Origin of the sequence: Chitinophaga flava (genome assembly GCF_003308995.1) — a bacterium.
Taxonomy (GTDB): Bacteria; Bacteroidota; Bacteroidia; order Chitinophagales; family Chitinophagaceae; genus Chitinophaga; species Chitinophaga flava.
Genome location: NZ_QFFJ01000002.1, coordinates 1,398,149 through 1,422,682, shown reverse-complemented (window position 1 = coordinate 1,422,682; position 24,534 = coordinate 1,398,149). Strand labels below are relative to the sequence as shown.

Sequence of the window (24,534 nt, the reverse complement as noted above, 5' to 3'; positions counted from 1 at the left end):
TTACATTTCAAATGAAACACAATAATAATCTTTTTACTGGATTGGCAACGGGTTTTGTTATGATTATATTATAGCAGAGGGAGGATTGGCAGATAACTATATCTTTGTTTTTTGATGATTATCAGACACACTTTACGATGCAACTGGAAGTTCATAACCGGCAGATCATAAAAATTGCCGCCCCTATATGCCTGGCACTGATTATCCCTCAGTTTAACCATATGACCAACACGGCCTTCCTGGGCCGACTGGGCGAGCTGGAACTGGCGGCCAACGGCATCGCCGGCATTTATTACCTGGTGATGTATATGATTGCCTACGGCCTCAACAACGGCATGCAGGTACTGATAGCCCGGCGGGCAGGACAACGGCATTATGAAGGCATTGGTCAGGTATTTTCCAACGGTCTGCAAACAGGTATCTTTTTTGCGTTGCTGGCCATCCTGTTCACGCTGGCAGTTGCACCCTGGTTTTTCTCCAAAAACCTGCACAATCCGGACATCCTGGCCGCAGCCATTTCCTTCATCCGTATCCGTATATGGGGACTGCCTTTCCTCATGATGCTCAGTATGGCCAATGCATTTTATATAGGCAGTGGCCATTCCCGTGTGCTGGCCATCACTTCCCTGTGTCAGGAAGTGATCAATATCTTCTTCGACTATACGCTGATATTTGGTAAACTGGGCCTGCCCGCAATGGGCCTGAACGGCGCTGCCACAGCTTCCATCATCGCCGAAGTGACCGGCTGCTCCGTAGCTTTCAGTATCCTCTTTTTAAAACGATATCATATTACCTACAGCCTTTTTAGCTATCTGCGTCCGAACTGGCAGATAATTAAAAACATCCTGAATGTATCTGCTCCGCTGATTTTCCAGTTTCTCTTCAGCACAGGCAGCTGGTTTATCTTTTTTATTTTTATAGAACACCTGGGAGAAAGACCGCTGGCCGTCTCTAACATGCTCCGCAGCATATTCGGCTTCTTCGGTATTTTCACCTGGGCACTTGCCGCCACCTGCAATACCATGGTCAGCAACATTATCGGGCAGGGTAAGGAGAACCTGGTGTTTGGGGTGATCACACGGATATCCGTTATCAGTCTGTGCTGCGCCACTGTTATTTGTATACTGGTCAACCTTTTCCCTTATACACTCCTGCATATTTATACCAACGATGCATCGCTGATTGCAGCGGCGATTCCTTCTATCCGGATCATCACTCTCAGTACGCTGCTGATGGCCATAGCGGCGGTAGTGCTTAGCGGCGTCACCGGCACCGGCAATACCAGAATGAACCTTTTCACCGAATGCCTGGCAGTAGCCGGTTACCTGGTCTATTGTGATATTGTGATAGAACGGATGCATAGTCCGCTACACCTGGCATGGGGAGCTGATTTCATCTACTGGGCAGTCATATTCGGACTGAGCGTATGGTATCTGAAAAGCGGTAAATGGAAAGGGAAAGTGATTTAGCTACTGCAGGTCGTCCAGCATTTTTTTACAGTCGGCTTTGATTCCGGGGTCGTCCTGATAGATGGGACGAAGTGTGAGGGCTTTTTTCAGTACTTCGATCGCTTTTTCCTGCTGATCATCGGCTTTATAGGCGCGTGCCAGTTCGATATAATTGAGGAGGAAAGACGGGTCGAGCTGGCGGCATTTTTCGTAATTGGCGATGGCGTTCTTAAGGGAGCCGTCGGGCAGGCCGCCAAACAGCATTTTAGCCGCACCTCTTTCAAACACGTTGAGGTTGGCTACCTCATAGTTCCATTTACCTAACACATGATAGGCCTGGGCCAGGTTAGGATTGAACTTGATGGCCAGTTCCGCATATTTTTTAACGTCTTTGGAAGAAGCTACTTTTTCCTTGGCGCCGGAGATCAGGGCCATACGTCCCATCGCCACGGCCATGGCCAGATTGGCGTCTGCATTACTGGGATTCACTTTCAGTGCCTGTTCTGCAAAACTTTTTGCCTGATTGAAATAACTGGCTTTGGAGCTTTTATCTTTCTGGCGGTTGCCTATGCGGGAGCACATCTGGCTGGCCTGGTTGAGTGCTCTTATTTCATTGGGCTGTATTTTCAGGATGTCCTTGTCTTTTTCAAGCGCGTCACTTTCTTTCATCTGTAACTCCAGTTGTCTGGCCTGTTCTACCATTTCATCCACTGACTGGGCTTTTACAAATAATACAGCGCTGAGCAGGAATGAAATTGCCAAAATCCGCTTGATCATAGGACTGGTTTTTACAGGGTAAGAAATTATTGATTAGCTTATAGATATAAATCTACGAAAAAACGCAAATAATTAACAAGGGCTGACGGTAAAAGTTTGTCAGTATTCCTTTTCCAGCGACACCAATGAATTTCGGATGGGAGCACCCATGGGCGGATTCAGTTTGCGCAGGGTGACGGTGCTTTTGAGAATAGAAGGATAACGTTCCTTCAGGGCATCGGAAAGAGCATATACCACTTCTTCCAGCAAGGGTTTGGGTACGGCCATTACTTCTTTGGCGATTTCATACAGGCCCTGGTAGTTGACTGTTTCAGAAAGGTCGTCTATAGCTACGGTACCGGGTATACGTACAATGATATCGAGGAGGAAATCGTTGCCTATCACAGCTTCTTCCGGGAAATAGCCATGGTAGGCACGGAAGGCCGCTTGTTCGAGGGCGATGGTCAGCATGAGTTTATCAATTACGAATTACGAATTACGAATTACGAATTGTGATCCGTTTGATCCTTGTAATTCGTAATTCGCAATTCGTAATTCAGTTAATTATTGGTGTTCTTTAGCAGACAGGTATCTTTCTGCATCGAGGGCGGCCATACAACCGCTGCCGGCTGCAGTAACAGCCTGACGGTAAATTTTGTCCTGTACGTCGCCGCAGGCAAATACGCCTTCAATGCTGGTACGGGAGGTGCCGGGAACAGTTACGATATAGTCCTGTTCATCCAGCTGCAGGTATTCCTTGAAGATAGCAGAGTTAGGCTGGTGGCCGATGGCAACGAAGAATGCGCTGACAGCGACATCTTTTTTCTCACCGGTCTGGTTATTCCTTATTCTTACGGCTTCTACCTTTTTGTCGCCCAGTACTTCATCGGTTTCGCTGTTCCAGTACACGATGATGTTGGATGTTTTGAGTACACGGTCCTGCATTACTTTAGAAGCGCGCATTTCGTGTTTACGTACGAGCATATGAACGGTGCTGCACATTTTAGAGAGGTACAGTGCTTCTTCAGCAGCAGTATCTCCGGCGCCTACGATTGCCACTTCTTTTCCACGGAAGAAGAAGCCGTCGCATACGGCGCAGGCAGAAACGCCGCTACCATTGAGGCGTTGTTCGGAGGGAAGGCCCAGCCATTTGGCGGAGGCACCCGTAGCGATAATAATGGCGTCGGCAGTGATTTCTTTTTCTTCGTCGATCGTCACTTTATAGGGCTGTTTGCTGAAGTCCACGGAGGTAGCCAAACCGTAGCGGATATCGGCGCCCATGCGGGTAGCCTGTTTTTCAAAGTCCACCATCATTTCCGGGCCCTGAATTCCTTCTGGGTAGCCTGGATAGTTCTCTACTTCGGTGGTAATAGTCAGCTGGCCTCCTGGTTGGATACCCTGATACAATACTGGTTTAAGGTTGGCTCTTGAGGCATATATGGCAGCGGTGTAACCAGCGGGGCCGGAACCGATGATCAATAAATGCACATGTTCTTGTTGCTTGTTTTCCATACTTTGTTTGCTGTATAATTATTTCTTGACAATGATTCTTCTATAGGTTACCTGATAACCGCCCCAGTAACCGAGGGCTCCCGGTACATTTCCTTGTACTTTGATGGGAGATGAAAACGGATTACCGTTGCTGTTGTATGCAAAATCGATGGCTCGCCAGAAGCTGAAGGTAGCTTTATCGATGTTGCAGAATTTGAATGTTACCGTATCCCCTTTATTAAAAAGACTGGCAGTATCCAGATTTATATTACGTTTATTCCTCTCAATGCCTGCGTCCACAAGGATTTCAAATGTTGTGCCGTTCACCACCTGATCATCCAGAGTGGAGTTGAGGCTTGACAGAAAGGGGTCACTGTTCCTTCTGGTGAAATACCGTGCATAGTTGCCCAGTTCAGGAGGATCAGTAATCCTGGCGTATAGACGGGCTCTGATACTATCATCTACTCTAACGAGCTTCCACCAGATGGAGTCTACCTGGAATCCAGTCTGCGGAATGGTTGTCACTGACTCATATGACTTATTGTCAGCGTTGATGCGTAAAGTGTATTTATTGCCGGGTTTTCCTTTGAAAGCGGCGAAGGGGATGGATGTATCCGGGATATAGGCGAAAATGTTACCTAAACCCTGGACATTCACCACAGCTTCCCTGAGTGTCATGGTTCGGGTGCTGTCGGACACCGTAACCACGGCCTTATGCACAAAGGAGGCCAGTAAGATGGCGGGATCTATGTGAGAGAAGTAACCGAGGCTGTGGGTGAGTATTACCTGCGGGTACCGGTTACTTTCGAACTTACCTTCCACTACGAGCATTTCCTCCTGCTGTTGCAGGTTGACGCTGATATCCTTCTCGCATGCGAGGAGGCAAACAACAGCAGCCACTATGATCATCAGGGGGTTGCGCATACTGCAAAAATAAGGGGTGTGATCAATATAAAAACACCGGCCATGTATTTACAAGGCCGGTGTTCTTATAGAATAAGAGGATTTATAATCTGATTTCTTGATTTATGGATTTACATATTTATTAAAAACGAAAATCTGTAAATCACAAAATCGAAATTTTAACCCAGGTAGGATTTCAAGGCACCGCTATAGCGGGCTTTCTGCAGCCTCTTGATAGCGCGTTCTTTGATTTGCCTGATTCTTTCTTTGGTCAAATCGTACTTCTGTCCGATTTGTTCGATTGTTGCGCCGTTTTCACCATCCAGACCGAAATAGGCATTCACAATTTCCGCTTCGCGGGGGCTCAGGGATTTTAATACCCGGCGGATTTCTTCGCGAAGGGAATCTCTCATCACGTCATCGTCGGTAATGTCGCCGCCTTCCAGCAGATCACCCATAGCTACGTCTTCAGCTTCATGTACTGGCGCGTCCAGTGACATATGACGGGTATTGCTCTGGAAGATGTTGTTGATTTCCGATTCAGACATTTCCAGGATTTCAGCGAGCTCCTCGGTAGAAGGTTCACGTTCGTTTTCCTGTTCAAATGCCATGTAAGCTTTGTTCGCTTTATTATAGGTGCCAATTTTATTCTGCGGCAGACGAACAAGACGACCCTGTTCGGCTAACGCCTGCAAGATGGATTGGCGAATCCACCATACAGCATAAGAGATGAATTTGAAACCCTTCGTTTCATCGAAACGTTGCGCTGCTTTGATCAAGCCTAAATTGCCCTCATTGATGAGGTCGCTGAGGCTAAGCCCCTGGTGCTGATACTGCTTTGCAACGGAAACCACGAAACGCAGGTTTCCTGTAGTCAATCTTTCAAGAGCCTTCTGATCGCCCATTTTTATGCGCTGCGCCAAAACGGTCTCCTCCTCAGGTGTTAACAAAGGGATCTTCGAGATTTCCTGCAGGTACTTTTCTACCGCCTGCGAATCACGATTGGTGATCTGGGTGGCAATTTTAAGTTGCCTCATATGAAAAATTGTATTGGTTTATAAATAAGAATAACAGTGGAAGAAATATTTTGTTTGAAATTTGAAATTTAATTAACTTACAAAATTTCCTACACCTTATTCGTTTGTTTTAATTAGCCTGCAAAGATCGTGCTAAGCTCTCACTCTACCAAATCCTTCTTTTTACGTCTTCCGCTATAACAAAGTACAGTTTTATAACGAAATTTTATAGTGCTTTAGTCCCTGTTGCGCCATGCTTTATGCAAATTTTAACAATTGATAAATAATCATTATTAAATTAGCATCTTAACTAATTTAACCACACCCACATTGCAAATTTTCCAATAATATGATAGACTATCGCAGCGATACTTTTACACGCCCCGGCCCTGGCATGTTACAGGCCATGTTACAAGCCGAAACAGGAGACGACGTTTTTGGTGAAGACCCTAGTATCAATAAACTGGAAGCCATGATGGCAGATTACTTTGGCAAAGAGGCAGCCCTTTACTGCCCTTCCGGCACAATGAGTAACCAGATAGCCATCAAAGTACATACGTTGCCAGGGGATGAAGTGGTTTGCAGCAACACCGCACATGTTTATATTTATGAAGGCGGCGGCATCGCATTCAACGCCGGCGCCCAGGTACACGCCATCGCCGGCGACCGGGGCATGATCAACGCCGCCCAGGTGGAAGCTGCCATCAACCCTGACGATGTACACAAAGCCCGCACCAGTCTCGTATGCCTGGAGAATACCTCCAACCGTGGCGGCGGATGCTGCTACAACTGGGAAGAGATACTGAAGATACAGGCTGTTTGCCGCCAGCATGGTCTTGCACTTCACCTGGACGGCGCCCGCCTCTTCAATGCTCTCGTAGCCACCGGACAGGATCCCAAAACATACGGACAGGCATTTGACAGTATCTCTGTTTGCCTCAATAAAGGTATGGGCTGCCCTATGGGCTCCGTACTGCTGGGCAGCGCCTCCTTCATCAAAGAGGCCAGAAGGATCCGCAAAAAACTGGGCGGCGGTCTGCGGCAGGCCGGTTACATGGCCGCCACCGGCATCTATGCCATGGAACATAATATCCAGCGCCTGGAAGAAGACCATCGTCATGCCAAGCAGATCGCAGCGGCTTTGCTCAAAAAGAGCTTCACCGGCCATATGCTCCCGGTGGAAACCAATATCCTCATTTTTGAAGTGACCGGTGACTGGACACCCAAAACACTGACAGCACATTTTAAAAATGAAGGCATCCTGGCTATGGCCATCTCCCCTACACAGGTCAGAATGGTCACCCATCTGGATGTAACTCCTGACATGGTGGAAAAAACCTGTCAGGTCATAGAGGCTATGTAATATTGATCAAATCATTAATAATGGGTTATTGGAAATACGGTATCGTTCATCCAATAACCCATTTTATTTTTCTGCCTAATCTTTCAATCTATAATATTTTTTCACCGCCTCATAATCTGCATAATCCACCGGTGGCGCAGCCTGACGGGCATTGGCATTACCTGCGATCAATACATAACGGAAAGTATAATCCGGTAATGTTGCTGTAAAAATGTTGGGCACCACAACAGACTTGTCTGTTGGCATGTACAGATAGTACACCTTGACCTTCCCAACATCCACCGTATTACGGATAGCAATAAAATATCCCACATTTATGTTCGGGATATCAAAAGGCAATAGTGTCCAGAGGTTCACGTTGCCTCCTACTCCATCGGGAACCTTTAGATATACCAGCACAGTGCCATTGCCGGCAATACCAGCCGTCAGGTCCGGAAGGTTTTTAGTGGCGACTTTGGCGCCATAGCCCATTGAAGATCCCGGTCCGGTGGACATTGCCCAATAACCATTTACATAATCTGCATTGGTAAGGGTAAAAGTACCGGATACCACATTGGCATTATTGGCCGGCCCCTGTGGCCCGGCCGGGCCAGCAGGCCCTGTATCTCCTTTTTTACAGGCAGATAAAACAAGTGTAAAAACAAAGAGGTAGAATACAGGTTTGATAGATAACTGAAACATATGGGGTTGTTTTTACTTTCTAAAATAGCTGTCTCTTCCGCCATTTTGTCTTCAAAATGCTACCTGGCGGCAAAAAATTAGTAACCGGCCATTATTTCCGGATAACTGACTGCGGCAGTAGTAACTATTCTTTCCCATAATTTCCTTCTCTGGTCAATCTCCTTTATTTTTGCAGACTTATATTATGAATAGCATGGAACTCTCGAAAAATTACCTGCCTGCAACGGTTGAAGAAAAATGGTACCAACACTGGATGGACAAAGGTTATTTCCGCTCTACGCCGGATAGCCGCCAACCCTTTACTGTAGTGATCCCTCCTCCTAACGTCACCGGGGTCTTGCATCTTGGCCATACCCTCAATGAAACTGTCCAGGACATACTGGTGCGCCGCGCCCGTATGAGCGGTTTCAACGCCTGCTGGGTACCCGGTTCCGACCACGCTTCCATCGCCACCGAAGCCAAAGTGGTAGATATGCTGAAAAGGGAGAAAGGCATTGAAAAGTCCCAACTCACCCGCGAAGAATTTCTGAAACATGCCTTCGAATGGAAGGACAAATATGGCGGCATCATCTACCATCAGATCAAAAAACTCGGCTGCTCCTGCGACTGGGACAGGGTTACCTTTACCATGGACGACCACTACTACAAAGCAGTAATCAGTGTGTTTGTGGAACTGTACAATAAAGGCCTGATCTATCGCGGCGCCCGTATGATCAACTGGGACCCCAAAGCCAAAACAGCTTTGAGCGACGAGGAAGTAGAATATAAAGATATCCAGGGCCATCTGTATCACGTGAAATACGCTATCACCGATGCAGCCGGCAATGCTACCGGTGAATTTATCACCATCGCTACCCAGCGCCCTGAAACCATCATGGGCGATACTGCCATCTGCGTGAACCCGGAAGATGAAAGATATGCCCACCTGAAAGGACATTTCGCCACCGTTCCGCTGGTAAACCGTCGCGTGCCCATTATCTTTGACACTTATGTAGACAAGGCATTTGGTACCGGCGCTCTGAAAGTTACGCCAGCACACGATATCAACGACTATAACCTGGGTCTGAAACATAACCTGGAAATCATCGACACCCTCAACGACGATGGTACACTGAGTGCTGCCGCTGTTGTATTTGTTGGCGAAGACCGTTTCGTTGCCCGTAAGAAAGTAGTAGCCGCGCTTGCAGAAGCCGCCCTGCTGATAAAAGAAGAGGAATACACTACCCGCCTGGGATACAGTCAACGTAACCCTACCACGGTAGTAGAACCCCGTATCTCCACCCAGTGGTTCGTGAAAATGGCCGACCTGGCCAAACCCGCACTGGACGCGGTAGTTAGTGGTGATGTAAAAATACATCCCGGCGACCGCTTCCTGGCCACCTATAAATACTGGATGGAGAACGTAAAAGACTGGTGTATCTCCCGCCAGCTCTGGTGGGGCCAGCAGATTCCTGCCTGGTATGCACCGGATGGCACTTTCGAAGTAGCTTCCACTGCAGCAGAAGCGGTAGCACAGTTTGCGCAGAAAGGCGTTACCATCGCTGCTGCCGACCTGAAACAGGATGAAGACTGTCTGGATACCTGGTTCTCTTCCTGGCTGTGGCCTATGGAAGTGTTCAACGGTGTCTCTTCTCCCAACAATGCCGATGTGAACTACTACTACCCTACTTCTGTACTGGTAACTGGTCAGGATATCATCTTCTTCTGGGTAGCCCGTATGATCATGGCCGGTATGGAATTCAAGGGCGTGAAACCTTTCAGTGACGTGTACTTTACCGGTATGGTAAGAGACAAGGAAGGTCGTAAGATGAGTAAGCAGCTGGGTAACTCTCCTGACCTGCTGGAACTCATCCACAGTTATGGCGCTGACGCTGTACGCTTTGGTGTAATGATCAGTTCTCCGGCTGGTAACGACCTGCTGTTCGATACTTCCAGCTGTGACCAGGGTCGTAACTTCAACAATAAAATCTGGAACGCCCTGAAGCTGGTGAAAATGTGGGAGGCCCGTCAGGCTACCGATAACGAGGATGCCTCCAGCCTCTTCCCCATCAGATGGTTCCAGAGCCGCCTGAACGAAGTACAGGCTGAAGTAGCCACCCTGCACAAAGACTTCCGCCTGAGCGAAGGTCTGAAAGCCATCTACAGCCTTATCTGGGATGATTTCTGCGGCTGGTACCTTGAATGGATAAAACCCGGTTTCGAACAACCGATCTCCTCTGCGGTATACGCACAAACGGTATCCTTCTTCGAACAACTGATGCAACTGCTTCACCCATACATGCCGTTCATCACCGAAGAGATATACCAATTGCTGAAAACACGCGATGAATCCGATGTGCTGATGATGAAACAGTTCACTACCCCTGCCGCACCAGTACAAGCCACCCTGTTAGAGGGCGTACTGACACAGGAAGTGATCACCAGCATCCGCGATGCCCGTGTTAAAAACCAGATCAAACCAAAAGATCCGATCGTACTGCATATAGAAACCAAACACGAGAATGCCTTCAAACAGATTGAAGACACCATCGCCAAACAGGTAAATGCCAAAGAAGTACACTACGTACAGGAGCCAGTTGCCGGCTGTATCACCCTGGTAGTTCAGAAAGATAAATTCTACCTGGGTACAGAAACAGTACTGGACACTACTGCACAGAAAGAAAGTCTGCTTAAAGACCTTGCCTACCAGGAAGGCTTCCTGAAATCAGTGGAAAACAAACTGGCCAACGAACGCTTTGTTCAGAACGCCAAACCGGAAGTAGTGGAAGCGGAACGGCGCAAAAAAGCTGACGCTGAAGCTAAAATCCAGGTAATAACGGAAAGTTTGAAATCACTATAATTTTTGCATCGCCCGGTCGTTAGTATACCGGGCGATTTTTTATCCCTTCACTATCATGCTGAAACACCTGTCCGCATTTGTTTTTTTCCTGTTGATAATCAACATGGGCACTTTTGCACAATCCGGCAAAAAGCCTGCTCCTGCCAAATCGACCACTACTGCCAAACGTCCGATGAAACTACGCAGTAGCTGGGGCCTTTTCCTCAGCGATACCCTGCCCAAAAGCCAGGTCGTAAAACTGCTGGACTCCGCCCTTTTGGTACGCGATGAAAAAAATAACCTGTACCCGGTGATTTCATTCGCCTTCACCTACGAACAACATCAACCCTACCTCAACGATACCACCGGTCTACCCGCCATCTATAAAGACTATACCGGTGATAACTTCAAAACCTCCCACCTCCCTAAACTCTGGAGCAACCGCCTCAAAGAAAGCCTGCAACAAGGCGATGTGCTCTACTTCGACGAAATCATCATCAAATACACCGAAGACAAACTCTATAAAGCACCCTCACTCCGGATCGATATCAAATAAACGTTATCTTAGCCAGGCTCTAAGTCGTCCATGATGCTTTAAAATATCACTAATACACTGTCTAATCTTTGTTAGAAAGAATAATTGATTGATTTTCAGGCACAAAGATTAGTCATCGATCCCCCGGGGAAATCGTATCATTACACATCGACGACTTTTATTACTTAAAAGCATAAAGCTAAATAATGATAAGGCATTGATTATAAGGCTATATTGCAGCTGGTAATTGGAGGGCTTTAATTGGACCATTGAGGAATTGAAATTTGGGAATAGCAGCATTGTTGACTGCCCCATCCTTAAGCTTTAATTGGACCATTGAGGAATTGAAATTCGTCTTTCCCTGCATCCATTTTACACTCGGCAAAGCTTTAATTGGACCATTGAGGAATTGAAATGGAGCCTGGTCATCTTTCTTGCCACATGATAAGAAGCTTTAATTGGACCATTGAGGAATTGAAATGGAATGGTCAGAAAGAAAAGGACACGCTTGTTGCTGCTTTAATTGGACCATTGAGGAATTGAAATGCTGCTCGTCTTTAGAAACTGCGTATTTTATAGTGGCTTTAATTGGACCATTGAGGAATTGAAATGAACGAAGTAGCAGCATGACGACAGTAAGTATATACAGCTTTAATTGGACCATTGAGGAATTGAAATTTTCTATAGCATGACGGGGAGATACCCGTGTTACATGCTTTAATTGGACCATTGAGGAATTGAAATTACTGGAAATACCAGAAGACAAACTGGCCCGGCTAAGCTTTAATTGGACCATTGAGGAATTGAAATATCGTTGCGTACTACTTACCGCGTATGACACGCTGCTTTAATTGGACCATTGAGGAATTGAAATGGTACTTCAAGGGCCATATCACTGCTGTTGTCTGCTGCTTTAATTGGACCATTGAGGAATTGAAATGTGTGTCGCTGGCGGGGAGAACCACACCTACGAGAGCTTTAATTGGACCATTGAGGAATTGAAATTTTCTATTCGTTTTTTCCCTCACACCTTCCTGAGAAAGCTTTAATTGGACCATTGAGGAATTGAAATAGCCGTCGAACAGGTTTTTGAGAAAATTTTTCATGCTTTAATTGGACCATTGAGGAATTGAAATCAGAAGAACATATCGCATACCTGGACCAGCACCGTGAGCTTTAATTGGACCATGGAGGAATTGAAATTCCGTTGCAGAAAGGCGTGATTTTGCGCGGCATCAGCGCTTTAATCGGACCATGGAGGAATTGAAATCAACATTCCTGGCAAGCTGTGTAACCATACCAAAGGCTTTAATCGGACCATGGAGGAATTGAAATGTGAAAACCAGCACCAACTTCAAGGCCGACATTGGTGATTTAATCGAACCATGGAGGAATTGAAATATAACATGCATCATTTACAGGAAAAAAAGTTTGCAGCTTTAATCGGACCATGGAGGAATTGAAATTAGAAGATTCCATGCGGTTCGGGCCACAGATATGGAGCTTTAATCGGACCATGGAGGAATTGAAATTAAGGATTTGTGGCCCATTTAACACTATTTCATAACGCTTTAATCGAACCTAGGAGGAATTGAAATGGCCCTGGTAATCGTCGGCAAACTTTTTTCTCAGCTGCTTTAATCGAACCCGGGAGGAATTGAAATAAGTTTGAAATCTTCTTTCCATAACCTTCTTCAATGGCTTTAATCGAACCATGGAGGAATTGAAATAAATTCAAAAAGGAATGGATAGTATTTGGTAAGCCGGCTTTAATCGGACCATGGAGGAATTGAAATCCGCTTTATGAAGGATGTCTTTTCGGCGTTTCGGTGCTTTAATCGGACCATGGAGGAATTGAAATTTAAAAATAAGCATTAGGGAATTTCTGGACTTTGTTCGCTTTAATCGGACCATGGAGGAATTGAAATACAATTCTTGGCCGAGTGAAGTGCTGTTTTGACATGCTTTAATCGGACCATGGAGGAATTGAAATAATTTACTTACTTGGTAAGGCTTTGAATTAGCTATGCTTTAATCGGACCATTGAGGAATTGAAACATGACACTTTTATAAATATCCGTATGGCTCCATGCTACCTTAATCGATAACCCAATATAAAAACATATACTTCTAGTTTACCGATATCGTATCAGGGTAATAGATTTTTTATATACGGAATGTTCCAAAATGGCATGTACTCTGGCCAATTTAAAAAAAACGAAAACAAGAAATGTATAAATGGTGCTGACAAAAAGCTTAGTATCAAATATAGGATTGTCTTTTTAGCACTCATTTTCAGAACTATCGGCGGTAAGAGGACATTCATTAACATTGGTACAGGATAATATATCCACCATTTCAAACCCCAATTTGCTCCATATTTTCCAAATAGCATTCCAATGATTATGGTAAAAATTGAAAGTATAAGGATCAGGTGGAATTTACGAGTAAACTCTTGTTTGCCTAATACTATCCAAATAACTAAATAAAATACAATGAATGATACAAAAATCATTACTGGAAAATGCCAAACGGCATTTAAGTGCTGCTCCATGTTTAAATTGTATTACTAACGCAAGTTTCTTTCCAAGTGAGGATAATTAATTGAAATTTTCTGGTTATACTTTAATAATTAAACAGCTGCTGCAGCGGCAATATAAAATCCACCCTGTTTTGCGCATTATCGGACGGGTCTTTGTCAAAAAGGTGGCTGAAGCGCACCCCGCAGGTAAACGGTAAGGTATTACCGATCCGGGTATCGAGGAATAGCTCTGCACCTGCGGAGGTATACCGGTTGTCTTTCTTCGCGATGAAATCGTGTGCTATGCTGTAGTCATAGAAGAGGTTGCCCCGGATACGGTTGAAATACAGGATCTGGGCAAAGCCCCAGTCGGGGTATGCTAGCGGCAGGTGGTAGTTGGCTCCCAGCTTATAAATACGGTCGTAGAAGGGGGTATTGTACCCTCTCGCATAAACGAAGTTGTCAGTAAAGCTGTAGTTGAACTGCTGATCACGTTGCTGATAGGCGGCCTGCAATACCAGGTTGTGGTTCTGCCATAAACCTGGCAGATACTGATCCAGCCGGCCATAGAACTGCTCTGCAAAAGGATCGCCCAGGGAGTGGTTGTACTGTATAGCGATGTATTGGCCAAAATGGCTGAAGATATTCTGGCGGGCTTTTATCCGCATATTGCTGAAGACAATGTGGTTGCTCAGGTATTGCAGGTTGTTGTTTCTGAACTTAAAATTACCCTGAGGATCTCGGTGCAGGATATTGTAGTTGCTACCGAAAACAATATTACGGTTATACAGACCAGACGAGAGGTTGAGCGGAACAGAGAAGCCTGCGTGCCAGGTGAGTTCATTCCAATAGAGGCGGCCCATATTGGGCACCAGTGCGTTGCGGTCTATCGTATAATCGATGCCGGTAGTCAGGTATGGGAACCAGCCAGCAAAGGTAAAGCTGGCGTTCAGGTCAGAACTTCCTTCGTTACGGTTGTAGCTATAACCGATGGAAGTATTAGTAGTATTGAGAATATTTTCACCCAGCAGGGAAATGCTATAGTTAGGATCATTAAAAGAAGGTACCCAGCTGTGGAAGTTAAAGGGTCTTGTAAACAGCGCATATTTTCTGACCGGTAACGAATCGTGTGGCACTTTGTCCAGGATATTGGCACCTTCTTCTGCTGGCGGCTGTAACCATTTGCTATGCTGTGGCTCGTTGACCGCTATCTCCTTCCAGGGGGCTGTTTTCAGCGGAGCATGGTAGAGGCGGTAACCTTCGGCGGTAAACTCACTGAATACGAGGCTATCCTGCTGTGGTGCGGGTGCCATATGCAGAGCGCTGTTACCCCTGTCTGTAATGGCATAGGTTTTATGGTCTGCCAATGTCAGGGCGTATACGTTGTTTACATCTTTAGTGGAAGCTGTAAAGTAGACGGTATCTCCCTGTACAGCCGGTATGCCCAGTACTATAAAGCTGAAGGGCGTAAGCGGTGTGATTTCTCCGGTGGCTAGCGATTGCTGTACCAGGGCCATCTCCCCTTTTCCGTTGCGTACCGCACTGATCACGGCTTTGTCGTCGGCAGTAAAGCGTGGGAAGGTATAATACAGATTATCAGGATTGGGCAACACTTTTTCTATAGTGCCTGTGGTGGCATTGATCAGCTGCAAGCTGTACTGCATACCGGGTGTGGTAGCTACAGCCACTACCTGCTGTCCGTTGGCGCTGATATCGGGAGAGAAGAATTTGCCACGGGGAGAGATAGTTTTCGTAGTACCGTTAGCGTTATCATGCACACGTATTACAGAAAAGTCTTTCCATCCCCAGCGGGCATCAAACCGGGCAGCAGCCCATACGATACGCTGGTTGCGATAGCTGAAAAAATCATTATATACAATACCAGGCCTTACCAGCAAATGCTCTTTTCCTGTGCTGTTAATACGGTAGATACCTGGCACTTTGTTAAAGGCGTCTTTCAGCACGATCCATTCGTTGTTACCGGCGGCATATACATATTTATAGTTGGTAACGGTGCGGGATGCGGCTGTCATAGGTACGGCCGGCGTGGTGTCGGGACGGGCTGCGTACTGGTTCCATTGTGGCTGGTATTCTTGCAGCATGGCCTGGTAAAAGGCTGTGATGTTTTTGCCGGTTCTTCTTTTCAGACTTTGGGAGAAAGGATAAAAGACTCCCCGGTAACGTACAGCATCGCTGGTGACACCTTTCCAGAAGTCGTTGCCATAATGTTCACGACCGTAGGTGGAAAGCAGATAGCCAAGCGGGTAATGATCTGGTATGAAATCGCGGTAAGAACCGTTGCGTATTTTCATATAGTCGTATCGTTTACCAGCAAGGGACAATGCGCGGAATCCGTCAAAGAAGGCAGGTAGACGTCCCCGGCCCTGAGAACTGAAAGCTGTTTCGTTGATGACGGCATCTCCCTCCCAGAACCAGTTAGGTACGGCTACATTGGTAGCAGCAGCCTGTCCGAGCTGTCCTCCGAGATAAGAAAACACTTTAGACACGCCCTGCCGGAAGTTCATGTTTTGGAGAACATGCCGGTATTCGTGGAGCGACAGCTGTTCTACCCAGTCAAGGGAGCCCAGGTCTTGTGAAGACGGTGACGGGGCGAGATAAAACTCAGAACGGAAAGGGCCGAGCTGCACATATCCGTTGGACTGCATCGTCTGGTTCTGCAATACGATATCTACCTTACGTTCCAGATTACCGATAGAAGAGCGGGTATATTTGTTGAGCCAGGTAACGATATTGACTACACGTTCTCCCTGCGTATTCATTCCCTTGGGAAAAATAACGCGGACGGTATCTGTATTGATCTGTTGCCATTTCAGGGAGGGAGGGTTCCCGCCGAACTGCTGTGCAGCTACGGAAGTTGACAATAAGAGGAGGCAAAGAAGTAGACGCATAGATAATTACGGATTACATGTTGCGGTACTGAGCGCAGAACGAAAATATGTTTCTTTTGTAATATAATCATATTTAAATCTATGCTCAGTACCACAGGTATGGTATATCCGTGAAGTGTCTATGACATTAGCATTCACTCAGACTGATAGGAATGTTTACTGCGAGGCCACCATCGGAGGTCTCCTTGTATTTGGAGTTCATGTCCAGTGCAGTTTCCCACATGGTTTTTACGACTGCGTCGAGAGAAACCTTTGCCAGCTCAGGATTGCTTTGCAGGGCCAGCTGGGAGGCCGTGATGGCCTTGATGGCGCCCATGGTGTTTCTTTCGATGCAGGGTATCTGCACCAGTCCACCGATAGGATCGCAGGTAAGGCCCAAGTGATGTTCCATGGCTATTTCTGCGGCCATAAGTACCTGGCGCTGGGAACCACCGAGGCATTCAGTCAGGGCAGCAGCGGCCATGGCAGAGGAAACACCTATTTCAGCCTGACATCCACCCATTGCAGCAGAGATGGTAGAACGTTTTTTGAAGATGCTGCCTATTTCGGAGGCCGTGAGCAGAAACTGGATGATTTTGTCGTCCTGCAGTCCATCACAGAAAGCGATAAAATACTGCAGTACAGCGGGTATAACGCCTGCCGCACCGTTGGTAGGTGCTGTTACTACACGGCCGAAGGAAGCATTTTCTTCATTCACAGCGAGAGCGAAACAGCTTACCCAGTCGAGTGTGTAGGTGAAATGCGCTCCACCGGCACGGATTGCTTCTATCCAGGAGTTATAGTCGGTATAAGTGCGACCTTTTAGCAGTTTTTTATTGAGTGCAGCGGCGCGGCGGGCCACTTTCAGGCCACCAGGCAGTTCACCGGTAGTATGACATCCACGATAGGTACATTCCTGCATTACACGCCAGATGTTGAGCACACCACTGCGGGTTTCTGCCTCAGGCCTCCAAGCCAGTTCATTTTCCATAACGAGCTCAGAGATGCTGAAACCGGTTTTGATGCACCATTGCAGCAACTGACGGGCAGTATCGATCGGGAAAGGCAGATCTACGGATGTGGTGCCACCTCCGATCTCTCCTTCCTGCACCACAAAGCCGCCGCCGATGGAATAATAAGTGGCAGCGCGTTGGTCGCCGTCGGCGAAGGATACAAGAAATACCAGCGCATTGGGATGGAAAGGCAGAGATTCTTCAAAGAGGAATTCAATATCTTCCACCGGATCGAAGTCTATTTCATATTTCCCTGCCAGCATCATTTTACGGGTGCGTCGCAGGTCATCTATTTTGCTGTTGATTTTGCTGACATCGAAGGTAACAGGATCATCTCCACAGAGCCCGAGCAGAACGGCGATGTCAGTACCGTGACCATGGCCTGTTTTGGCGAGAGAGCCATATAACAGTACCTGTAAACCGGTAACCGCAGCCAGTTTGCCGTCGGCTTCCAGATCACGCAGGAAACGTTGTGCGGCCCGCCAGGGGCCTAAAGTATGAGAGCTGGACGGACCAATGCCAATCTTAAAAATGTCAAATACGGAAATACATTCGTGTGCCACTACATTATTGATTTATCTGTAAAAATAGGCCATTTTGGTATTTGGATATTTAGCGATGCAGATATTTAACGATTTACATTATTCCGACATGGCCATGCGTACATAAAAAAGCAGCGGTGGCCTGAGGCTCCGCTGCTTCTACCTATATATTGATAATAAATAGCTATTTTTTGACAAAGTCTTTCAATGTCACATCAAACACCAATACTGTATTGGGTGGAATACCAGATCTACCATATTGTCCGTAGGCATAATAGGATGGGAGAAATAACTGAATACGGCCACCTTTTCCGATCAATGGTATACCTACCTGCCAGCCATAGATGACACCATTCAGGTCGAAGCTGATATTATCATTGCTGTCGAAAGATTTACCATCCAGGAAGGTACCAGCGTATTTTACAGTCACATTACTAGTGACGGTAGGCTTGCTGGCCACAACACCACTGTCGATGATTTTGTAAAAGATACTGCGCGGATCGTGGGTGGCAGTAATATTGTTGGCCTTCAGGTAATTGACAATCAGGACACTATCTTTATCAAACTGAGCGATCGGATCGAATGTGTCGGTATTGTTGTCTTTCTTGGAACAGGCGGTCAGCAGCGCGACGCATGCTCCGACCAGTAATAAAACTTTCTTCATTCAGTGACTTTGGATTTTATGATCATACAATAATTGACTACTTGATATCTACCAGTTCCACATCCGAGATGAGGATAGCGTTGGGAGGTATGATGTCTGGCACTCCTGTAGAGCCAAAAGCGAGGACAGGTGGTATATACATCCTTATTCTACCTCCTTTGGATATTTTCCGCAGGCCCAGCTGCCAGCCGGGAATATGATTCTTCAATGTCCGGTTATTGAAGTTGGTTACATCAAAAGAGGCATCTACGGTAGTGCCATCAATAAGTTGGTTGGTATAGTTTACAGAAACAATGGAGTTATCCCTGACAAAATGGATACTGTCACCGGGTGTTATGATCCTGTAGTACAGGCCGAAGGAATCGCGGATGGCGACCTCATTGTGGGCAAAGAGATAACGTTGTATAGTGGCATCTACCATTGCCATCGGAGCCATGCTTGCGTCCTCTGTTTTTTTGGAACAGGAGAAAAGCAGTACTACTGGCAAACAGGCTATTATTATTCTGAGCAATAGCTTCATTCAGTGTTATTTAATTTAAGTCTGTAGGGTACCAGTTTAACGGTATACAGGCAATAAAGTTACAACCGGCAGACAGTACAAGATAAAAAAAACTCCTACAGGAAAACCTGCAGGAGTTTTTTTCTTTATGGTAATAAGACTGATTAGTAGTCCATGCCCATACCGTGTCCGCCGCCTGGCATAGCAGGAGCAGCAGATTTAGGTTCTGGTTTGTCAGCGATTACGCATTCGGTAGTCAGCAGCATACCAGCGATGGATGCAGCGTTTTCGAGGGCAATGCGGCTAACTTTAGTTGGGTCGATAACACCCGCAGCCAGCATTTTTTCGTAAACTTCGGTACGAGCGTTGAAACCGAAATCACCTTTACCTTCTTTTACTTTCTGTACTACGATAGAACCTTCGATACCAGCGTTAGCAGTGATCTGACGCAGTGGCTCTTCCACAGCGCGTTTAACGATCTGGATACCAGTTTGTTCGTCGTCGTTTTCGCCTTTCAGTTTTTCCAGGGATTCGATAGCGCGGATGTAAGCCACACCACCACCAGGAACGATACCTTCTTCAACGGCAGCGCGGGTAGCGTGTAAAGCATCGTCTACGCGATCTTTTTTCTCTTTCATTTCCACTTCGGTAGCAGCACCTACGTACAGTACAGCAACACCGCCGCTCAGTTTAGCCAGGCGTTCCTGCAGTTTTTCGCGGTCGTAGTCAGAAGTAGTTACTTCGATCTGCGCTTTGATCTGACCGATACGGCCCTGGATATCTTTTTTCTGACCTTTACCACCTACAACGGTAGTGTTGTCTTTATCGATAGTGATGGATTCTGCTTTACCCAGGTAAGTGAGGTCAGCATTTTCCAGTTTGTAACCTTGTTCTTCGCTGATAACGATACCACCGGTGAGGGTAGCGATGTCCTGCAGCATGTCTTTTCTTCTGTCGCCGAAGCCAGGAGCTTTAACTGCAGCTACTTTCAGGGTACCACGCAGTTTGTTTACCACCAGGGTAGCCAGTGCTTCACCTTCCAGATCTTCGGAGATGATTACCAGCGGAGCGCCCTGTTGAGCAACTTTTTCCAGGATGTGCAGGATATCCTTCATGGTGCTGATCTTTTTATCGTAGATCAGGATGTAAGGGTTCTGCAGCTCAGCCTGCATTTTTTCGCTGTTGGTGATGAAGTATGGAGACAGGTAACCGCGGTCGAACTGCATACCTTCAACTACTTCAACAGTAGTGTCAGTACCTTTTGCTTCTTCTACAGTGATAACGCCGTCTTTGGTAACTTTTTTCATTGCTTCAGCAATCAGTTTACCGATTTCGGAGTCATTGTTAGCAGAGATGGAAGCAACCTGTTCGATTTTTTTGTTGTCGTTACCAACTTTTTCAGATTGTTTTTTCAGGTTTTCGATAACAGCTTTAACCGCTTTATCGATACCGCGTTTCAGGTCCATTGGGTTTGCACCTGCAGCTACGTTTTTCAGACCTTCGCCGATGATAGCCTGAGCCAGAACGGTAGCAGTGGTAGTACCATCACCTGCCAGGTCAGCAGTTTTGGAAGCTACTTCTTTCACCATCTGGGCGCCCATGTTTTCGATAGGATCTTCCAGTTCGATTTCTTTAGCAACGGTTACACCATCTTTAGTTACACCGGGAGCACCGAATTTTTTCTCGATAACAACGTTACGGCCTTTAGGTCCGAGGGTTACTTTTACCGCGTCAGCCAGGGTATCTACACCCTTTTTCATTCTGTTGCGGGCATCTATATTGAAGAATAATTGTTTTGCCATAATTCTTAGCGTATTTTAAAAATTTTGTTTACGATAACAACCTACTGTAATTAAACGATTGCCAGGATATCAGACTCTCTCATGATCAGGAAGTCTTCGCCGTCGATAGGCAGTTCCTGTCCGGAGTATTTACCATACAATACAGTATCACCTACTTTAACAGTGATCGGCTCATCTTTTTTACCAGGACCGGCGGCCACCACGGTGCCTCTTACAGGTTTTTCTTTTGCAGTATCCGGGATAATGATACCACCTGCGGTTTTCTCTTCTGCGGCTGCAGGTTTAACAATTACCCTGTCAGCTAAAGGTTTAATACTTAATTTCTTAGCCATAGTAGTTTTTATTTAAAGAAAGTAGTTGATTTTAGAATGCTGTTCGCCCACGAGAATTATGCCAATAGCCCTTTATCGTCAAATTTGGCAGATTGCGAATGTACTGCAGGCTTTTATTACTGACAAATCATGACAAGCAACAGGAAAAAATGACAGGTCAGTTAAATATTTGAAAAAAATCTCATCTAATTATGACAGGTGGTCTTCATCGCTTTGGTAAATCTCTCAAAACCAATTGTGAAATATCAACGCAATAACCCTTCATCAAATGTCAGATATTTTGTCTAGTTTTGCGCCCTTATACCAGTTCTTTTTTATACGATGATCAGTAGAAGAAATATCCGGGTAAAGGTAATGCAAACACTTTACGCCCTGGAAACGATGGAGCAAAGTAACATCAAGCCGGGCACGGCCACCAGACTTCTGAATGAAAAGCTGGACCAGACGTGCCAGATCTTTACGTACCTGCTTTATACAGTAGTGCAGGTAGGACAATATGCGGAAACCGATGCACAGACCCGTGCTTCCAAACACTTACCCTCTGCCGAGGACCTGCAGGTGAACACCAAGATTGCAGGAAACGAATTCATTTATCAGATTAAAAATGACAGAGGTTTTCAGGTAAACCTGGAACAATGGAAAATGCGTCCGTTGACCGATAATGATCTGATCAGAAAGCTTTATAATATACTGGTAGCTTCAGACACCTACAAAGCCTACATTGCGGATGACAACCGCACCAAAGCTGGTGAAAAGGAAATGCTGGAATTTATCTATAAAGAAATACTGGCCAAAAACGAGCTGTTCATCCAGCATATGGAAGATACTTTCCTTCACTGGAGCGATGATGAAGAAATGATGACCATCCTGATCGGCAATTATTTCAACAAACCGCACCTCTTCAACTTCCTCCAGCTGATCAGCAAGGAAAAACTGGACTACGCGAGAGAACTGCTGCTGACCGTGATCGACAAAAAGGAATACTGCCTGGAGCTCATCAAACCCAAACTGCAAAACTGGGATCCGGAACGTATAGCCGCCGTAGACATGCTGCTGATGGAAATGGGTGTTTGTGAATTCCTCTACTTCCCCACCATCCCTACCAAGGTGACCATCAATGAATACATTGACCTCGCCAAGGCATATAGCACTCCTCAAAGTGGACAGTTTATCAACGGTATCCTCGACAATATCCTGAAAGACCTGGAAAAAGAAGAGCTGGTGCAAAAACAGGACCGTCCAAAAAAGTAAGTGGAAAGCAGTATTTTTAAGCAAAACAACATTTTTATGAAAACACTGCTCTTTTTCCTTACCTGTGGCACCCTTTTAATGGCTGCCTGCAACAATAACCAACCGGCAAAAAGCAGCAATGCTGCTGGTCAGTCATCCGCCACCAGCAATTCAGCTGATGCGGGTAAAGCTACAGATCTTACTTTTGAAGAAAAGGTGCATAACTTTGGGGACATTACCCAGGGTGAAAAGGTGGAATATTCCTTTAAATTTAAAAACACCGGCACCCGGGACCTGATTATCGAGGATGCAATCTCCAGTTGCGGCTGTACCGTACCGGAATGGCCCAAACAACCAATCAAACCCGGAGAATCAGGTTTTATGAAGGTAATATTTGACAGTCATGGGAAATCCGGCTATACCGAAAAAGAAATATCCATCAAAACCAACCGGGAAGGTGGTTATCAGGTAGGCCCTAAGATCCAGTGTAATATCATAACTAAATAAGCGCTGAACTAGGCAAACTCTTAAATCAATTTATAGATGAACATCATGAACATTTTACTGATGGGACCGGCACAAGGTGGTGCACAAGGCGGTAGCCCAATGGTTTCTATCCTGTTTTTTGGCGGTATGATTCTGGTTATGTGGCTCTTTATGATCCGTCCTCAAACCAAAAAAGCCAAACTCCAGAAACAATTCATAGACAACCTCAAAGAAGGCGACAAAATTGTTACAATCGCCGGTATTCATGGTAAAGTGAAAAAAATAAACGATAACAATACCATTCTGATTGAAGTAGCCCCTGGCACCAACTTCACCATCGAACGTTCTGCTATCAGCATGGAATATACTTCCGCTCAGCAGAAACCGAACGAAACAAAATAATACAGACCACACTGTATATAAAGATCCCGGCCATTACGTCCGGGATTTTTTATATACTTAGGTTTTAATTGTTGAATCAAGTACCCGGATTTATGTTAAAGGTAGGAATCACCGGTGGTATCGGTTCCGGTAAAAGCACCGTCAGCAAAATATTTGAATTACTCGGCGTCCCTGTATATTATGCAGATGACCGTGCCAAAGACATTCTGGTAAGGGACCAGGAGCTGGCCGAAGCCGTGCGCTCTCACTTTGGCAAGGAAGTGTATGATGATAACGGTGCCCTTAACCGGAAATATCTGGGCAACATCGTTTTCAACGATAAAAACAAACTCGCCCTGCTCAACTCCCTCGTACATCCTGCCACTATCCGGGACTCCAATATCTGGGCCAGCCAGCAAACCGCCCCCTACGTACTCAAGGAAGCCGCCCTCCTCTTTGAAACCGAATCTTTTCATCACCTCGACAAAATCATCGGTGTATACGCTCCTCAGCCCCTCCGGATACTACGTGTCATGAAACGCGACAAGGTTACCCGGGATGAAGTACTGGCACGCATACATAAACAAATCGATGAAAGGATCAAAATGCGTTTGTGCGACTACGTTATCCACAACGATGATCAGCAACTGGTCATCCCGCAGGTACTGACCCTCCACGAAACCCTGCTTCAACTGGCAGCTACCACCGTCTGAGGTTACCTTCCGGATACCACTCCTCCCCGATCCTATGCCATTTCCCTACCTTTGCGGAAAATAAAGGATTATGGCCACTGGATTTATTGCTCCCGTACAACTGACCAACAATGCTGCTACTGTACTGAAAAGACTGCTACAGGGTGATGTGGAAGCACCCTATCTGCGTATCGGCGTAAAAGGCGGGGGATGTTCCGGCATGTCGTTTATGCTGGGATTTGATGCCCGCAATGAAGATGACGACCTCTTCGATATCGATGGTATCCCCGTAATCATAAAAAAAGCCCATGGCATGTACCTCGTAGGCATGGAAGTGGATTACCAGGACAACAGCGGCACCAGCGGATTTGTATTCAACAAATCACTTTAATTTACTCCACACTCCTTTTCCACTCCCCCTCCTCCCGGCATTACTGTTACATTTAACCGCATAAAAAAGGGGCTGACCAGTG

21 protein-coding genes and 1 CRISPR repeat array are annotated in these 24,534 nt (G+C 46.1%); of the genes, 9 read left to right on the top strand and 12 right to left on the bottom strand.

Features of this window, described 5'->3' with window-relative positions; translation table 11 throughout:
* Window positions 1–137 precede the first annotated feature (137 nt).
* The gene (locus DF182_RS22065) at window positions 138–1,469 is read left to right on the top strand and encodes an MATE family efflux transporter (RefSeq protein ID WP_113617959.1); all 1,332 of its coding nucleotides are present in this window, start codon (window positions 138–140) and stop codon (window positions 1,467–1,469) included.
* Here the strand turns inward: DF182_RS22065 and DF182_RS22060 are convergent, their stop codons facing one another.
* The 5 genes from DF182_RS22060 to DF182_RS22040 all read right to left on the bottom strand — a co-directional run bounded on the left by DF182_RS22060 (window position 1,470) and on the right by DF182_RS22040 (window position 5,635).
* Window positions 1,470–2,225: a hypothetical protein gene (locus DF182_RS22060; RefSeq protein ID WP_113617958.1), complete on the bottom strand. Its 756-nt coding sequence runs from the start codon at window positions 2,223–2,225 to the stop codon at window positions 1,470–1,472.
* Between the two features lie 99 nt (window positions 2,226–2,324).
* Window positions 2,325–2,675 (bottom strand): dihydroneopterin aldolase, encoded by a 351-nt coding sequence (locus DF182_RS22055; protein WP_113617957.1) that lies wholly within the window; start codon window positions 2,673–2,675, stop codon window positions 2,325–2,327.
* Window positions 2,676–2,768: 93 nt separating this feature from the next.
* A complete protein-coding gene (trxB, locus tag DF182_RS22050; RefSeq protein WP_113617956.1) occupies window positions 2,769–3,716 on the bottom strand; it encodes a thioredoxin-disulfide reductase in 948 nt (315 codons plus the stop codon).
* 18 nt (window positions 3,717–3,734) lie between these two features.
* Complete coding sequence (locus DF182_RS22045) at window positions 3,735–4,619, bottom strand: DUF4249 domain-containing protein (protein ID WP_113617955.1); 885 nt, start codon at window positions 4,617–4,619, stop codon at window positions 3,735–3,737.
* Between the two features lie 158 nt (window positions 4,620–4,777).
* Window positions 4,778–5,635: a sigma-70 family RNA polymerase sigma factor gene (locus tag DF182_RS22040; protein WP_012793808.1), complete on the bottom strand. Its 858-nt coding sequence runs from the start codon at window positions 5,633–5,635 to the stop codon at window positions 4,778–4,780.
* A gap of 328 nt (window positions 5,636–5,963) precedes the next feature.
* Here DF182_RS22040 and DF182_RS22035 point away from each other — a divergent pair, with 328 nt between their 5' ends.
* Window positions 5,964–6,977 (top strand): threonine aldolase family protein, encoded by a 1,014-nt coding sequence (locus tag DF182_RS22035; protein ID WP_113617954.1) that lies wholly within the window; start codon window positions 5,964–5,966, stop codon window positions 6,975–6,977.
* Between the two features lie 75 nt (window positions 6,978–7,052).
* Here the strand turns inward: DF182_RS22035 and DF182_RS22030 are convergent, their stop codons facing one another.
* Window positions 7,053–7,658: a hypothetical protein gene (locus tag DF182_RS22030; RefSeq protein ID WP_113617953.1), complete on the bottom strand. Its 606-nt coding sequence runs from the start codon at window positions 7,656–7,658 to the stop codon at window positions 7,053–7,055.
* Window positions 7,659–7,851: 193 nt separating this feature from the next.
* On the opposite strand from DF182_RS22030, the gene DF182_RS22025 reads away from it, so the two are divergent.
* Both DF182_RS22025 and DF182_RS22020 read left to right on the top strand, forming a co-directional pair.
* Entirely contained in the window at window positions 7,852–10,497 is a 2,646-nt protein-coding gene (locus tag DF182_RS22025) for a valine--tRNA ligase (protein WP_113619686.1), read from the top strand.
* A gap of 55 nt (window positions 10,498–10,552) precedes the next feature.
* Window positions 10,553–11,032 (top strand): hypothetical protein, encoded by a 480-nt coding sequence (locus DF182_RS22020; RefSeq protein ID WP_113617952.1) that lies wholly within the window; start codon window positions 10,553–10,555, stop codon window positions 11,030–11,032.
* 233 nt (window positions 11,033–11,265) lie between these two features.
* Window positions 11,266–13,069: direct repeats of the CRISPR family, unit length 30 nt; unit sequence GCTTTAATTGGACCATTGAGGAATTGAAAT.
* Window positions 13,070–13,636: 567 nt separating this feature from the next.
* Here the strand turns inward: DF182_RS22020 and DF182_RS22010 are convergent.
* From DF182_RS22010 to DF182_RS21985, 6 genes are all read right to left on the bottom strand, one after another.
* A complete protein-coding gene (locus DF182_RS22010; protein WP_147243504.1) occupies window positions 13,637–16,441 on the bottom strand; it encodes a TolB-like translocation protein in 2,805 nt (934 codons plus the stop codon).
* Between the two features lie 127 nt (window positions 16,442–16,568).
* Entirely contained in the window at window positions 16,569–17,996 is a 1,428-nt protein-coding gene (locus DF182_RS22005) for an L-serine ammonia-lyase (RefSeq protein ID WP_113617949.1), read from the bottom strand.
* A 163-nt stretch (window positions 17,997–18,159) separates the two neighbouring features.
* Entirely contained in the window at window positions 18,160–18,639 is a 480-nt protein-coding gene (locus tag DF182_RS22000; protein WP_113617948.1) for an FKBP-type peptidyl-prolyl cis-trans isomerase, read from the bottom strand.
* A 37-nt stretch (window positions 18,640–18,676) separates the two neighbouring features.
* Window positions 18,677–19,159: an FKBP-type peptidyl-prolyl cis-trans isomerase gene (locus tag DF182_RS21995; RefSeq protein ID WP_113617947.1), complete on the bottom strand. Its 483-nt coding sequence runs from the start codon at window positions 19,157–19,159 to the stop codon at window positions 18,677–18,679.
* Window positions 19,160–19,302: 143 nt separating this feature from the next.
* A complete protein-coding gene (gene groL, locus DF182_RS21990; protein WP_113617946.1) occupies window positions 19,303–20,940 on the bottom strand; it encodes a chaperonin GroEL in 1,638 nt (545 codons plus the stop codon).
* Between the two features lie 50 nt (window positions 20,941–20,990).
* Window positions 20,991–21,272: a co-chaperone GroES gene (locus tag DF182_RS21985; protein ID WP_113617945.1), complete on the bottom strand. Its 282-nt coding sequence runs from the start codon at window positions 21,270–21,272 to the stop codon at window positions 20,991–20,993.
* 354 nt (window positions 21,273–21,626) lie between these two features.
* Between DF182_RS21985 and nusB the strand changes: the two genes are divergently transcribed.
* The 5 genes from nusB (at window position 21,627) to DF182_RS21960 (ending at window position 24,452) form a co-directional block, all read left to right on the top strand.
* Window positions 21,627–22,523: a transcription antitermination factor NusB gene (nusB, locus tag DF182_RS21980; RefSeq protein WP_245957512.1), complete on the top strand. Its 897-nt coding sequence runs from the start codon at window positions 21,627–21,629 to the stop codon at window positions 22,521–22,523.
* Window positions 22,524–22,559: 36 nt separating this feature from the next.
* Entirely contained in the window at window positions 22,560–23,009 is a 450-nt protein-coding gene (locus tag DF182_RS21975; protein WP_211327185.1) for a DUF1573 domain-containing protein, read from the top strand.
* 36 nt (window positions 23,010–23,045) lie between these two features.
* Window positions 23,046–23,390 (top strand): preprotein translocase subunit YajC, encoded by a 345-nt coding sequence (yajC, locus tag DF182_RS21970; protein WP_245957511.1) that lies wholly within the window; start codon window positions 23,046–23,048, stop codon window positions 23,388–23,390.
* Between the two features lie 92 nt (window positions 23,391–23,482).
* Window positions 23,483–24,082: a dephospho-CoA kinase gene (gene coaE / locus DF182_RS21965; RefSeq protein ID WP_113617943.1), complete on the top strand. Its 600-nt coding sequence runs from the start codon at window positions 23,483–23,485 to the stop codon at window positions 24,080–24,082.
* A 70-nt stretch (window positions 24,083–24,152) separates the two neighbouring features.
* Complete coding sequence (locus tag DF182_RS21960) at window positions 24,153–24,452, top strand: HesB/IscA family protein (protein WP_113617942.1); 300 nt, start codon at window positions 24,153–24,155, stop codon at window positions 24,450–24,452.
* The last annotated feature ends 82 nt before the right edge of the window (window positions 24,453–24,534 follow it).

What these genes read in the sequence shown, in the direction of transcription:
- DF182_RS22055 (WP_113617957.1), bottom strand. Translation starts at nt 2,675, where the DNA reads ATGCTGACCATCGCCCTCGAACAAGCGGCCTTCCGTGCCTACCATGGC.
- DF182_RS22025 (WP_113619686.1), top strand. Translation starts at nt 7,852, where the DNA reads ATGGAACTCTCGAAAAATTACCTGCCTGCAACGGTTGAAGAAAAATGG.
- nusB (WP_245957512.1), top strand. Translation starts at nt 21,627, where the DNA reads ATGCAAACACTTTACGCCCTGGAAACGATGGAGCAAAGTAACATCAAG.
- DF182_RS21995 (WP_113617947.1), bottom strand. Translation starts at nt 19,159, where the DNA reads ATGAAGCTATTGCTCAGAATAATAATAGCCTGTTTGCCAGTAGTACTG.
- DF182_RS22060 (WP_113617958.1), bottom strand. Translation starts at nt 2,225, where the DNA reads ATGATCAAGCGGATTTTGGCAATTTCATTCCTGCTCAGCGCTGTATTA.
- DF182_RS22065 (WP_113617959.1), top strand. Translation starts at nt 138, where the DNA reads ATGCAACTGGAAGTTCATAACCGGCAGATCATAAAAATTGCCGCCCCT.
- trxB (WP_113617956.1), bottom strand. Translation starts at nt 3,716, where the DNA reads ATGGAAAACAAGCAACAAGAACATGTGCATTTATTGATCATCGGTTCC.
- DF182_RS22030 (WP_113617953.1), bottom strand. Translation starts at nt 7,658, where the DNA reads ATGTTTCAGTTATCTATCAAACCTGTATTCTACCTCTTTGTTTTTACA.
- DF182_RS21985 (WP_113617945.1), bottom strand. Translation starts at nt 21,272, where the DNA reads ATGGCTAAGAAATTAAGTATTAAACCTTTAGCTGACAGGGTAATTGTT.
- DF182_RS21975 (WP_211327185.1), top strand. Translation starts at nt 22,560, where the DNA reads ATGAAAACACTGCTCTTTTTCCTTACCTGTGGCACCCTTTTAATGGCT.
- DF182_RS21960 (WP_113617942.1), top strand. Translation starts at nt 24,153, where the DNA reads ATGGCCACTGGATTTATTGCTCCCGTACAACTGACCAACAATGCTGCT.
- DF182_RS22000 (WP_113617948.1), bottom strand. Translation starts at nt 18,639, where the DNA reads ATGAAGAAAGTTTTATTACTGGTCGGAGCATGCGTCGCGCTGCTGACC.
- coaE (WP_113617943.1), top strand. Translation starts at nt 23,483, where the DNA reads ATGTTAAAGGTAGGAATCACCGGTGGTATCGGTTCCGGTAAAAGCACC.
- groL (WP_113617946.1), bottom strand. Translation starts at nt 20,940, where the DNA reads ATGGCAAAACAATTATTCTTCAATATAGATGCCCGCAACAGAATGAAA.
- DF182_RS22035 (WP_113617954.1), top strand. Translation starts at nt 5,964, where the DNA reads ATGATAGACTATCGCAGCGATACTTTTACACGCCCCGGCCCTGGCATG.
- DF182_RS22040 (WP_012793808.1), bottom strand. Translation starts at nt 5,635, where the DNA reads ATGAGGCAACTTAAAATTGCCACCCAGATCACCAATCGTGATTCGCAG.
- DF182_RS22020 (WP_113617952.1), top strand. Translation starts at nt 10,553, where the DNA reads ATGCTGAAACACCTGTCCGCATTTGTTTTTTTCCTGTTGATAATCAAC.
- yajC (WP_245957511.1), top strand. Translation starts at nt 23,046, where the DNA reads ATGAACATCATGAACATTTTACTGATGGGACCGGCACAAGGTGGTGCA.
- DF182_RS22010 (WP_147243504.1), bottom strand. Translation starts at nt 16,441, where the DNA reads ATGCGTCTACTTCTTTGCCTCCTCTTATTGTCAACTTCCGTAGCTGCA.
- DF182_RS22045 (WP_113617955.1), bottom strand. Translation starts at nt 4,619, where the DNA reads ATGCGCAACCCCCTGATGATCATAGTGGCTGCTGTTGTTTGCCTCCTC.